At 39.5% G+C, this 12518-nt stretch carries 11 protein-coding genes and 1 pseudogene; 8 read left to right on the plus strand and 4 right to left on the minus strand.

The window, feature by feature from the left end; translation table 11 throughout:
- Positions 1-240: 240 nt before the first annotated feature.
- The gene (locus I6F44_RS03760; protein WP_197173316.1) at positions 241-1443 is read left to right on the plus strand and encodes a bifunctional alpha/beta hydrolase/OsmC family protein; all 1203 of its coding nucleotides are present in this window, start codon (positions 241-243) and stop codon (positions 1441-1443) included.
- A gap of 112 nt (positions 1444-1555) precedes the next feature.
- On the opposite strand, the pseudogene I6F44_RS03765 reads toward I6F44_RS03760, so the two are convergent.
- Positions 1556-2254 (minus strand): annotated as a pseudogene (locus I6F44_RS03765) (alpha/beta hydrolase).
- Between the two features lie 129 nt (positions 2255-2383).
- On the opposite strand from I6F44_RS03765, the gene I6F44_RS03770 reads away from it, so the two are divergent.
- A complete protein-coding gene (locus tag I6F44_RS03770) occupies positions 2384-2707 on the plus strand; it encodes a hypothetical protein (protein WP_010555318.1) in 324 nt (107 codons plus the stop codon).
- A gap of 72 nt (positions 2708-2779) precedes the next feature.
- Here I6F44_RS03770 and I6F44_RS03775 read toward each other — a convergent pair whose 3' ends face one another.
- The 3 genes from I6F44_RS03775 to aspS form a co-directional block, all read right to left on the minus strand.
- On the minus strand, positions 2780-3376 hold the full coding sequence (locus I6F44_RS03775; RefSeq protein WP_197173317.1) for a pentapeptide repeat-containing protein: 597 nt from the start codon (positions 3374-3376) through the stop codon (positions 2780-2782).
- 16 nt (positions 3377-3392) lie between these two features.
- Positions 3393-3623 carry a hypothetical protein gene (locus tag I6F44_RS03780; protein ID WP_076924392.1) on the minus strand — a complete coding sequence of 77 codons (231 nt, stop codon included), beginning with the start codon at positions 3621-3623 and terminating at the stop codon, positions 3393-3395.
- Between the two features lie 117 nt (positions 3624-3740).
- On the minus strand, positions 3741-5519 hold the full coding sequence (aspS, locus tag I6F44_RS03785) for an aspartate--tRNA ligase (RefSeq protein WP_197173318.1): 1779 nt from the start codon (positions 5517-5519) through the stop codon (positions 3741-3743).
- A 247-nt stretch (positions 5520-5766) separates the two neighbouring features.
- Here aspS and I6F44_RS03790 point away from each other — a divergent pair, with 247 nt between their 5' ends.
- The 6 genes from I6F44_RS03790 (at position 5767) to I6F44_RS03815 (ending at position 12361) form a co-directional block, all read left to right on the plus strand.
- Complete coding sequence (locus I6F44_RS03790; RefSeq protein WP_197173319.1) at positions 5767-6615, plus strand: DUF72 domain-containing protein; 849 nt, start codon at positions 5767-5769, stop codon at positions 6613-6615.
- Between the two features lie 24 nt (positions 6616-6639).
- The gene (locus tag I6F44_RS03795) at positions 6640-7140 is read left to right on the plus strand and encodes a M48 metallopeptidase family protein (RefSeq protein ID WP_197173320.1); all 501 of its coding nucleotides are present in this window, start codon (positions 6640-6642) and stop codon (positions 7138-7140) included.
- A 231-nt stretch (positions 7141-7371) separates the two neighbouring features.
- Positions 7372-9555: a YHYH protein gene (locus tag I6F44_RS03800; protein WP_197173321.1), complete on the plus strand. Its 2184-nt coding sequence runs from the start codon at positions 7372-7374 to the stop codon at positions 9553-9555.
- A gap of 37 nt (positions 9556-9592) precedes the next feature.
- The gene (locus tag I6F44_RS03805; protein ID WP_197173322.1) at positions 9593-10099 is read left to right on the plus strand and encodes a hypothetical protein; all 507 of its coding nucleotides are present in this window, start codon (positions 9593-9595) and stop codon (positions 10097-10099) included.
- Between the two features lie 221 nt (positions 10100-10320).
- Entirely contained in the window at positions 10321-11679 is a 1359-nt protein-coding gene (locus I6F44_RS03810; protein ID WP_231612789.1) for an ATP-binding protein, read from the plus strand.
- A 4-nt stretch (positions 11680-11683) separates the two neighbouring features.
- Positions 11684-12361, plus strand: a complete 678-nt coding sequence (locus I6F44_RS03815) for a response regulator (protein WP_121954349.1) — start codon at positions 11684-11686, stop codon at positions 12359-12361.
- Positions 12362-12518 lie beyond the last annotated feature (157 nt).

Below are 12518 nucleotides of genomic sequence, written 5' to 3' on the forward strand. Positions count from 1 at the left end.
TGGTAACAACCATTTGATCATGAATTGAGCTTCAACTCAATTTCTTAAGATCTTACCTATGACATGGATGTAGGTAAGGGGCGTGAGCAGGACGCGGAAGCTTTGCTCGGTTTTTACTTAGTCCACTAGGTTACAAACCTCGCGCCGCGATTAAATCGCCCCTAGATTGAACAAATTTCAATCCACAACGGTCAACACGCCCTAATATAATGTATTTTATTTGTGTAAATAAGGCTTCCCATGCGACAAAAAGTATCTTTTAAAAGCGGCGATTTAGAACTTGCCGGCCAACTTGAACTTCCCTCTGGTGACGTTAAGTTTTACGCGCTATTTGCACACTGCTTCACATGCGGAAAAGACATAGCAGCAGCTACACGTATAAGCCGTGCACTTACGCAACAAGGCATAGCTGTACTGCGTTTTGACTTTACCGGTTTAGGCAATAGCGATGGCGACTTTGCTAACAGTAACTTTTCATCGAACATTCAAGATTTAGTTTCAGCGGCTGATCATCTGCGTAAGCACTTTGCAGCGCCGCAATTACTCATTGGCCACAGTTTAGGCGGCGCTGCGGTACTGGCTGCTGCTGAGCACATTCCTGAAGTATCGGCCATTACAACTATTGGTGCACCGTCAGATGCGCAACACGTAGCGCATAACTTTGAAGCACATCTCGATGAAATTAACGCAGCCGGCGAAGCAAAAGTAAGCCTAGCAGGCCGCGAATTTACCATTAAAAAACAGTTTATAGACGATATAGCCAAGTACGATAAAAGCCACATTAGTAAGCTTAAGCGCGCATTATTAGTAATGCACTCCCCTATTGATGCAACTGTAAATATTAGCGAAGCCGAAAAAATTTACGCATCAGCTAAGCATCCTAAAAGTTTTATTAGCCTAGATAACGCCGATCACTTACTTACTAATAAAAACGATGCCGACTACGCTGCAGAAATTATTGCAACGTGGGCTAATCGCTACGTTAAATATGACAAAACAAAATACGCCGCAAGCCTAACGGGTGGCAATGTACTTGTTGAAGAAAAAGATCATGTATTTACTCAGCACGTAAGCACCAAAGATCATACTTGGCTTGCAGATGAGCCAATAAAGGTAGGCGGTAAAAACTTAGGCCCCGATCCGTATCATCACTTATTGGCGGGGCTTGGTGCCTGTACAGCAATGACACTGCGCATGTACGCTACACGTAAAAACTTAGCGCTAGAGCATGTCAAAGTAGAACTTGATCACACTCGAGATTACAACAAAGATTGCGACGATTGCGAGCAAACCGGCAACCTTGAAGCCATTACCCGTAAAATCACTTTAATCGGTGATTTAACACAAGAGCAGCGCCAGCGTTTACTCGAAATAGCCGACAAATGTCCTGTGCATAAAACACTACATAACAATCCTGTTATTGTAAGTGAATTGGTAGAGTAACTACCATAAAAGTAATATAGCGCAGCTAACACTGCGCTATGATTTAACTTTTATAAACCTAATTTTTACTATCTAAAAATCCCTCTACTTCTTTACTCATTCTATCCACCAGCTATATTGGCCCGCCATCGTACATATCGTTATGGCGTGATTTTTCTATCATTATTTGTGTAACAGGAAACTTATCCAGCTCTGAATCGTTTAACAGCACATTCGCATCAGCTGGGTAATCACTACCGCGAAGTGTAAGTACGCGAATGTTTTTATTGCGCGGGATCAACATGCGGCGATGATCGAGCGTAATAATTTGGCTTACTTCATTGGGGTAAATAGAGCCGTATAATGACGAAATATCCCCGCCGTTTGAGTGCCCAAATAAGGTGAGTTTTGTAAAGTCGTATGCTGGGTATTTACTCGATAGCTCATTAACTAAAAACTTAAGCGTTACTACGCCACGATGCCAGTTTTCCATGCGAGTTGTTAAGTAAGGCTGCTCACGGTTTAAGTAAGGGTCGCTTTTTAGTTCATGTGCAACTGCTACTGTTAAATACCCACGCTGATTAAACGCATTACTGGCAAACGTATACCCGTTATGGCTAATCCCTTAACCTGCGTTAATAAACGCTACAGGGCATTTTACTTGTTCAGTGCACTTAGCATTGTTACTTGGTAGTGTGATATTGATAGGAATAGTGCGATTACGGCTTTCATCGGTTATAACGCCATCGTTTGCATAGCTTGTTGCGCTTATTGCTGATGCACTTAGAGCTAGTGCGCTTAACATAAAAAGCTTTTTAAGTGTTTTTTGCATGTTCAAACTTATATAAATTATTGTTTTTAATTAAAAATAACTTTTACTTTATAGGTTTGCATTCTCTATTGTCAAACTATGCGATAATAGCCGCCATTGTTTAAATATATTTAGTAAAAGATCCAATAAATGAAATCATACAATAGCATTCAAGAACGTATAGAAATTTTAGAAGACAAACTAACTGCAATACATGACGAAATCGAAACACTAAAAGCACCTGCTAAAAACAACAATGAACGTATTATTTTTAAGTTTATTGAAACAGGCAGCACAGGTAAAACGAAGGATTTTGTTCGTGAGTTAGGTATTAAATCACCACGTGACGGTCTGTTTTCGTCAGGTGATGTTACAAAACTAATTAAAGATGGCGCTGAAGATATTTCACCTGCGTTATTAGAAATCGCAAGACAGCTTGCCAGTGCACGTAATAAAAATGGCCCAAGCCGTTAATTACGCAGTCACGCAGTATCTAGAAGCCCAGCTAAGCTGTCGCTTCTAGGTATGTAACCATATTAAACTAAATTAATCACAAAGCTCTATATTAAGACTGGTAAGCAAATTAAGTGCTTCGAAGCGATCAAACTTAGCATTCGCTAACATATTATTATTCAAATCAATATTAAACGCTGTAGCACCTACAAAGTCACATTTTGTTACGTTAGTTTGAAAAAACTCACTATCGCGAAAATCTGTTCCTGTAAATATACTACCGCTTAAATCAGCGTGTCTAAAATCAACATTTTTGGCAAAGCAGTGTGTTAGTTTGAGGGCTTTGAGAGTCAATTCAAAAAAAGAACTATTACTGAGCTCGCAATAATTAAAACTCACCGGTGCGTTAATACTAAGCGCTGGCCAATCTACATCAGCCCATTGCAAACTATTTAATTTACAGTGGCTAAAACTTACATTTTCAAGCGAACTGTAGTTCCATTTAAGTGACGATAAATTACAGTTTTTAAAACTACATTCTATAAATCGGCAATTTTTAAACTGCCCGTCTGAAAAGTCGCAATCAATAAATATACACTCTTCAAACTCAGAGTTTTCAGTTAATTGCTCTGCGTACTGTAAAGCATCAAATTGTTCATCAAAATACTGGTTATTATTACTTAACAACACAATTCACCTATTAAATTTAACCCGTGTAGCCATTACTTTTAGGTAAATCTTTTTTAAGCGCAAGCACTGCAATAAAAATCAAAGCAAGTAGTGGAAATAGTGCTAAACAGCCACCCACAAACGCTAAAACACCCGGCATAGTACTTTTACGCTTACCTATTTTGTAGCTAATTACAGCAAAAATAGGAATACACAGCACAATAATAAAAACTAAAAACTCACCAAATAAGGTTGCATTGATCGACATAATAATTCCTTTTCATCTGTTCGTTTAAAACACACTCTGCTATAAATTTAACCATAAAAAAACCCTTAAGCATATAACTTAAGGGTTTTTAAATTCAGCTCAAAAGCTAAGTAATAATTACTCTTCGCTTGATACTTCTTTTTCTACAACACTAATTGCAAGCTCAGCTAACGAATCAAGGTTAGGCTTACTAGGTGCGTTAGTTAATAAACACGACGCTTGTGTTGTTTTAGGGAAAGCAATAACGTCACGAATGTTATCGGTACCACATAAAAGCATTGCTAAACGGTCAAGGCCAAATGCTAAACCTGCATGTGGTGGTGTACCGTATTTAAGTGCATCAAGTAAAAAGCCAAACTTGTCTTGTTGCTCTTGCTCGTTAATACCTAAAATTCTAAATGCGGTTTCTTGCATATCTGCATTATGAATACGTACCGAACCACCACCTACTTCGTAGCCGTTTAATACCATATCGTAGGCGTCTGAAATAGCAGCGGCTGGGTTTGCTTCAAGCTCACTTGCGTTAATGTCTTTTGGTGCAGTGAATGGATGATGTACAGCATGTAATGTGCCTTCGTCATCTTCTTCAAACATTGGGAAATCTACAACCCAAAGTGGTGCCCAGCTATTAAGGTTAGTGATTTCTAAATCAACACCAATCTTAACGCGCAGTGCGCCCATTGCTTCATTTACTGTGTTGCGCTTATCGGCACCGAATAAAATAATATCGCCAGACTGTGCATTAGTACGCTCAAGTAATTTTGTGATTACGTCTTCGCTTAAAAACTTAGCCACTGGCGATTGAACACCTTCAGCGCCTGCAGTGTGGTCGTTTACTTTCATCCACGCCATGCCTTTAGCGCCGTAAATACCAATAAACTTAGTGTAATCGTCAAGTTGTTTACGAGAAAGCTTAGCGCCACCCGGTACAGTTAACACAGCAACGCGACCTTTTTCGTCGTTAGCCGGACCTGAGAAAACATTAAACTCTACGTCTTTAACTAAATCTGCAACATCAACTAATTTCATTGGGTTACGTAAATCTGGCTTATCAGAACCGTAAAGGCTCATTGCCTCGCTGTAAGGCATGATTGGAAAATCGCCTAAATCAACGTTGAGCAATGTTTGCCACATCTCACGGATCATTTTTTCAGTCATACCACGTACTTGATCAGAGTTCATGAACGAGGTTTCTATATCTATTTGGGTAAATTCTGGTTGGCGATCGGCGCGTAAATCTTCATCACGGAAACATTTAACAATTTGGTAGTAACGGTCAAAACCCGACATCATCAACAATTGCTTAAACAACTGTGGAGACTGTGGTAAAGCGTAAAAGCTACCTTTATGAACACGACTCGGTACTAAGTAATCGCGCGCGCCTTCAGGTGTTGCTTTAGTAAGTACAGGTGTTTCGATGTCTAAAAAGCCGTTTTCATCTAAAAAGCGACGAACAAAGCTGCTTGCTTTAGCACGTAATTTAATACGGTCACTCATTTCTAGACGACGTAAGTCTAGGTAACGGTATTTTAAACGACGCTCTTCTGAGTTTACTTGGTTAAAATCAAGTGGTAATGGCTCTGAGCGATTAATAATATTAAGCTCTTTACCTAAAATTTCGATCTCCCCTGTTGCCATGTCTTTATTTACTTGGCTGTCTGGGCGTGCGCGAACAACACCTTTTAACTGAACACAAAATTCTTGGCGAAGTGTGTTAGCTGAACTCATTAATTCTTCAATGTCAGAATCGAATACAACTTGTACTAAACCTTCTCTATCGCGTAAATCGACAAAGATAAGTCCACCAAGGTCACGTCGTTTGTTGATCCAGCCACATAGTTCAACTTCTTGATCTACGTGAGTTTTATTTAGCTGTCCGCAATATATAGAGCGCATAGTTTTCCTGTCAGATAAAAGGCTTAAACGGCTAAACTTATTTGTTTTAAGGCGTGTGATTTAAAAAACAGGTCACCACAATACAAATAAAGCCGCTAGCAATCTAAAAATAATCAAATTAAGCCCTGCATTATACCCAAGTAGTATCAAGATGCTAGGGCGTGTGCCGCTTTTGCCCCTGAATTTACAGCAGCTCGTTTTGTTATTTGCTACACTATCGCCACTTTATAATAAGGCGCTAGTTTGTATGTTATATATTGGATGCCCGCAGTGGTCGAGCAATGCATGGAAAGGCAATTTATTTTCAAGCCAATGTAAAAACGCCGATATGCTTAGCCAATACGCTCAGCATTTTAATTCAGTCGAAGGCAATACCAGCTTTTACGCTGATCCTTCGCCAAGCACCGTGTTGCGCTGGGCAAATAGCGTTCCCGACGATTTTAAATTTACTTTTAAGTTTAATCGTCGCTTTAGCCACGAGCTGCACCTAACTAATGTTCAAACCGAGCTTACTGATTGGCTTAACTTGTTCTCCCCTATTTTAGAAAAAACTGGGCAAATCATGCTGCAATTACCTAAAGCATTTGGTCCTGGTGACTTACCCAAACTCGCACAATTTATTAGCCTATTACCAAAAGAGGTTAATTACGGTGTAGAGGTACGTCATACTGCGTTTTTTCAAAAGGGCGAAGCCGAAATAGCGCTTAATCAGTTATTAATGGCAAACAACATAAATCGCATATCGATGGATACTCGCGCCCTATTTGCCGTAAAACCAACAACCGAAGCGCTAATAGATGCACAGCAAAAAAAGCCGCATTTACCCGTGCATGCCATTGCTACAAGCACGCAACCCATGGCGCGCTTTGTAATAGCCGATTTACAAAATGACTATAAATCCTTTTATAAACCGTGGCTAAGTAAAGTAAAACAATGGCTTGATGAGGATAAAACGCCTTATGTGTTTTTTCATACGGCAGATAACCGAGAAGCGCCATTATTAGCAAGGCAGTTTTGTAAAGACCTTGGTTATAATCACAAAGCATTAAACCCATTTACTGGCGAAAAAGAAGCCCACCAGCAAGCACTTTTCTAAAAGTAAAACGACAGAGAAATAATAATGAGTGAATACGCACGTTACTTTACCGGCTACCCAGCTAATATTGTTGAGCAAATATTAAGCCTTATAAATAACAAAAAGGTATGTGACTACTTACTTAAAAAGTATCCGCAAGCTCACACTATTACCAGCGATAAACTACTTTATAGCTATGCAACCGAGCTTAAAAAACAATATTTAAAAAATGCGCCACCATTTGGGCGCGCTGCTTTTAAAAAGCAAGGCGATATGGTCACCAATGCACTCGGTACACATACGTATCGAATGCAAGGTAAAACCCGCAAACACGATTTAGCGATAAACAGCGACTTGCTGCGCGCTCCCGAGCCGTTATTAAAAGCGTTAGTGGTACATGAACTCGCCCACTTTAAAGAAAAAGACCATAACAAAGGCTTTTATCAACTTTGCTGCCATATGGAACCGAGTTACCACCAGCTAGAGTTAGATTTAAGAATTTTTTGTGTGGTAGTCGCAATGGGTGAAAATCCTTATTTAAAATAAGGATTTTAGCGTTACTTAAATGAGTGAAAATAACGCCATGCTTAAGTTAATATTTCCTTTCATGCCCAAGCGCACATACCCAATCTCTTATCCACGTAAGCAGCTCACAACTAAACGCCTTATCGCTTAATAAAAACAAAAAAGTTTAAAACTACATAATTGCCCTACATTTGAGAACTACACTCTTAATAGCTAATTCTTTCTATGTACTCTTAATCTTTGGAGTTTTAAATGATGAAAAATACCCATGCCTTTTTACTCAGTGCACTGTGCTGTGTAACCTTAAGTGCCTGCAACGAGCAAAACAGCCAATCACTTGAACAATCAAACCTCAATGATTTTACTCTAACAAGCTCAAAAGTAAGTGATGGCGGTAACTTGCCTATAACTTATACGTGCGATGGGCAAAGCATTAGCCCTCCACTTAACTGGAGCGGTGCACCTAACACAACCAAATATTATGCGTTAATTATGGATCATAAAGCGCCAGAGGGAATGCATTGGTATTGGACCATGTACAATATTGCCGCCGATAAAACACAAATTAAAGCGGGCGAAACTCTCGGTGAAGTAGGCTCTAATAGCGTAAACGATTTAAACCAATATGCGCCGCCTTGCTCTAAAGGCCCAGGTGAAAAAAGCTATACTTATACTGTGTACGCGTTATCTGCACCGGTTACCTTTAACAGTGATACAAAAGTAGATCGCTCAGCATTACTCGCCGCTGTAAAAGATATTACTCTCGATACTGCAAGTATGACGGTTAAATACTCGCGAAGCGCTAATAGCGCCGAGCAAAAACCGGATTCAAAACCAACACCAAACGAGCAACCAAAGCCTGACAAATCATATTTAACCGCTAACGTAAAATCACCTCGTTGTGATGCTATTACACAATCAGTAAGTAATGCAGGGTTTGATCAAAGCGTATCTGTTACGTGCGATGAACAATATGCTTATATTGCCTCATCTACTTATCCTGATCATGACGTAATGACTGGTATTACAGGTACTAACGAGCAAATACCTGTTCCAGCTAAAGACTACGCCGCACCTATAAAGCTAAATCCTAAAAAAGCAAAAGCAATAACAACAATTGATGCAGCCGTAGGTGTTGCCGTTAATGGCGTACCAATATACGACTATTCTTCGCAAGGTGAACTGGACGTAAATAGCTACGATGAAAAACACGACACTTTAGCACTCGGACAGTTAGATATATGTGGCGGACACGCAGGACGAGGTGATGACTACCATTATCATGTATCGCCAACGTGTATGATTGACACAATGAAAAACCAATCAAGCGATGCCATTATTGGTTGGGCTTACGATGGTTACCCGCTGTATGGCAGTAAAAACCCAGACGGCAGTGCAATTGCCAAAGGTGACCTTGATGTATGTAACGGACAAACCGACGACACATTTGGTTATCGCTACCAAACATCAGCTACACCGCCGTATATTATTCAGTGCTTAGTAGGTGAAGTAGATACCGCAAAATTACCAAGAGTGTCACCACTTAGTGGCGATACTCAAGGTATAAGAGCCGATCTGCGCCCGCCACAAGGAGGCGTTGAAAACTTAACGCACGCAATCTCTGAAAATGGCAGCCGTACAATGAGCTATTCATACAAAGGTGAAAACTACTTTACTACCTACAGCCCTGCATCACAGGGAAAAGACTGCTATAGCTTTAAACAAAAAACCATCAGTAATGGTGGCAAAGTTCAAACAGGTACATTTTGTAGAGGCCCGCAGCCAAATCACCTTACTCCAACAGTCACTAAGCAAAATACAAATCCTGCCATTACAGGCAAGCATAACTTAAAGCTAGAAGCATGGGCTGATAACTGGTTTACAGCCTACATAGGCGAGCAGTTACTTGTTGAAGATTCGGTGCCTATAACCACAGAGCGCTCATTTAATGCCGAAAGCATTACGTTTTCTGCAAACTACCCTATTGAGCTTAATTTAATAATTAAAGACTTTAAGCAAAACGACACTGGGCTTGAATACATCGGTGCTAAAAATCAGCAAATGGGTGATGGCGGTTTCATTATGCAACTTACCGACACCGATACAAATAAAGTAGTTGCCGTAAGCGATCAAAGCTTTAAATGCGAAATACTTCACAAAGCGCCGCTTAACAAATTATGCGAAAGCGAATCAAACCCTGTCGCAGGCGAAGGTGTTTGTACATTTATGTCAAAAGAAGCGCCAACTAACTGGCTGCAAAGTAACTTTGATAACGCAAACTGGGCTAATGCAGTAGAGCACAACTTTGCCGGTGTAGGACCAAAAGACGGTTACGACGATATTAACTGGGATGAAAACGCAAAATTCATATGGGGCGAAGACTTAGAAACCGACAACACCCTTATTTGTAAAGCAACTATTGAGCAACATCAATAAACAAAAAGGTCAACCGCCTCAATAAAAGGTAGTAATTATGTATTTTTTAAAAAAATTAAAATGGCTAATGCTATCGTGTATTTTAACAAGTATGAGCACTCAAGTGAGCGCCCATGTGTTAAAAAACACAACAGCCCAAGTAATTTTAAGAGACGGGCAAGTTGAGGTTAAAGTATTAACTAATGCTGAGCATTTAATTTCAGCGCTGCAAAGCGAGCAAGCATGGCTTATGGGCGATATTGATAAGCTTATGCCTACAAACTTAAGTGCAGAGCAACAAGAAGAGTTTGTAAAAAATGCACTTAAACAAAAAACGAGCTTACGTGTAAATCAGCAAGTTATCGTGTTTGAACGCGTCGCTTTTACCACCAGCAACAACGAAGCGCACGACCTAGAAATTGTTTTTCAAGCGAAGCACACATTTACAACAGTAGATGATCTTGCTATATCGTTCCCTAAAAGTTTAGGTGCAGTACACGCAAGCTTTGTAAAACCACAATATAAGTTACTGGGTGCTGGCGATACCGAAAAAATAAAGTTTTAGCCCAAGAATCAACATACCTAAAAAGCTTACTTAAAAAGGATTTTAGTAAGCAACTCCCTAAATACGCTAATTGTAGGCACATAATCAATATGCAATACTGCTTGGTACGTTAACACATGATTTTTACTATTTGCCAATCAGTGAAATTAATACATAAATTCTTTTTAGCTTTTTTTATCACTAATATCGCCCTTGTTGGGCTTATGTTTGTGTTTATATACATGACCTTTTCGTCAGGGTTTAACGACTTTGTTGAACAAGAAGAAACAAAGCATGTAGCAACGGTTAAGCAGCAACTTATTGAGCTTTATAGCGAATTAGGCAGTTGGCAACCCATTACGCAAAACACACAATTATGGCGCTCTATTGTGGAGCCACAAAAAAAGCCAGGCGAGCCTGAAACGAATAAACACACAAGCACCCCACCCAAACCAAATAGCAGCAATGCAACGCCCTCTTTATTGTGGGTACACTTACCTGCAGGTTCCCTTAAAACTGGGCAGCGTATAAGTTTATATGATCAAAATAAAAAAGTTGTTGTTGGTAGAGCTAATTTAAACGACAACCCACATATAGAACCTATTTTATTAAACAATAACGTTATAGGCTGGATAGGTTTAGTACCTTCAAAACTTGTGCAAAGTAGCCCAGCTAAAGCGTTTTTAGCAGCGCAATTTCATAACTATTTTATGATCACATTACTCGTTATTGCGCTCGCATTTATTATGGCTATTGTGTTATCCCGCCATTTAATAAAACCAATAAAGCAAATAGTGACTGGCACAGATGAGTTAACAAAAGGAAACTTTGCCAGCAGAATAATTCCCTCTAGTAAAGATGAGCTAGCTACCCTATCCAACAATTTTAATGCTTTAGCCCACACGCTTGAGCAAAACCAACAAATGCGGTTTCAATGGGTGTCAGACACATCCCACGAATTAAGAACCCCACTTACCGTACTACGTTCGCACTTGTTAGCTGTGCAAGATGGTGTATTTACAGCCGACACAAAGCGCATTAATTTACTCATAAACCAAGTAGATAATTTAAGTCACATTGTTGACGACCTAGCCCAACTAGCACAAACAGATAGCGTTAATTTAACCTATAACAATGCGCGTACTGATTTAATAAGCATTTTTGAGCAATCAATTGAAAACTACACCGCTCGCTTTAAAGAGCGTGAATTAAATGTAGATAGCAAAAGCTTAGCCAAAGCCGGTAAATGTATAATAAATGGCGATAAAGAACGCCTTGTGCAACTATTTTCAAACCTGTTAGAAAATACCTGCAGATACACGCATAAAGGTGGGCAAGTAATAATACTTGCCAACAAAACACCTAATAAAATTGAGCTTATTTTACAAGACTCAGCCCCAGGTGTTTTACCAAACGACTTACAAAAATTATTTGAGCGTTTTTATCGCGTTGAAAAATCTCGAAGCCGAGAGCACGGCGGCTCGGGCTTAGGACTTGCACTTTGCAAACAAATAGTAGAGGCACATGGCGGTCAAATATCGTTGCACAACTCACCACTCGGTGGGCTAGAAGTAAAAATAACACTGACACTTTTAGGTTAAAATAATGGCATCACAAAAAATACTTATCGTTGAAGACGAAGAAAACATTGCAGAGGTACTTATTGCCTATACTAAGCAACAAAATTACGAAACTGAGCACTTTAATAGCGGCAAAGGTGTAGTTAGTTTTGTAAAACAAAACGCTGTAGATTTAATACTTCTTGATTTAATGCTGCCAGATGTTGATGGCATAGAACTATGTAAGCAAATTAGAGCCTTTTCAAACGTGCCTATTATTATGCTTACCGCAAAAAGTGAAGAAATAGACCGCTTACTGGGTTTAGAGCTCGGCGCCGATGACTACATATGCAAACCTTTCAGCCCTAAAGAAGTTATAGCGCGCATAAAAGCTGTACTAAGAAGGACCAGCCAGCCTAAAACCAACATCATCATTTATAATAATTTTCAATTACACGAAGACGATTACGAAGCCCGCCTAAACGGCAAAAGTATTGGCTTTACCGCCGTCGAGTTTAAAATATTTTTACTATTTATAAGCCACGTAGGTCGTGTTTTTACCCGCGAAGATATTATTAATAACGTATACAGTGATACAACCGACATATTCGATCGCAACATAGATACACACATTAAAAATATACGAAAAAAGATTAACGACGTTCAAGCAGGACTAAACCCAATAGCTGCGGTTTATAGTGTGGGTTATAAGTTTAAAGAGTAGGTTTACTTATTCAAATAAAGCTAACATGACGAAAAAGCGCGATATAAATCGCGCTTTTATTTTAATCACTAACCTGAACACTCATAACTAAGGATTAATAGCAGAGCAAACGTTGGGTTTCGTTTCACTCAACCCAACCTTGTATCTCTTCTTGATG

Source organism: Pseudoalteromonas sp. NZS11_1 (assembly GCF_015864275.1).
Lineage (GTDB): Bacteria > Pseudomonadota > Gammaproteobacteria > Enterobacterales > Alteromonadaceae > Pseudoalteromonas > Pseudoalteromonas arctica.

Bases quoted from the DNA above. Each gene is read 5' to 3' on its own strand.
- I6F44_RS03760 (WP_197173316.1), top strand. From the start codon at position 241: ATGCGACAAAAAGTATCTTTTAAAAGCGGCGATTTAGAACTTGCCGGC.
- I6F44_RS03770 (WP_010555318.1), top strand. From the start codon at position 2,384: ATGAAATCATACAATAGCATTCAAGAACGTATAGAAATTTTAGAAGAC.
- I6F44_RS03780 (WP_076924392.1), bottom strand. From the start codon at position 3,623: ATGTCGATCAATGCAACCTTATTTGGTGAGTTTTTAGTTTTTATTATT.
- aspS (WP_197173318.1), bottom strand. From the start codon at position 5,519: ATGCGCTCTATATATTGCGGACAGCTAAATAAAACTCACGTAGATCAA.
- I6F44_RS03790 (WP_197173319.1), top strand. From the start codon at position 5,767: ATGTTATATATTGGATGCCCGCAGTGGTCGAGCAATGCATGGAAAGGC.
- I6F44_RS03795 (WP_197173320.1), top strand. From the start codon at position 6,640: ATGAGTGAATACGCACGTTACTTTACCGGCTACCCAGCTAATATTGTT.
- I6F44_RS03800 (WP_197173321.1), top strand. From the start codon at position 7,372: ATGATGAAAAATACCCATGCCTTTTTACTCAGTGCACTGTGCTGTGTA.
- I6F44_RS03805 (WP_197173322.1), top strand. From the start codon at position 9,593: ATGTATTTTTTAAAAAAATTAAAATGGCTAATGCTATCGTGTATTTTA.
- I6F44_RS03810 (WP_231612789.1), top strand. From the start codon at position 10,321: ATGACCTTTTCGTCAGGGTTTAACGACTTTGTTGAACAAGAAGAAACA.
- I6F44_RS03815 (WP_121954349.1), top strand. From the start codon at position 11,684: ATGGCATCACAAAAAATACTTATCGTTGAAGACGAAGAAAACATTGCA.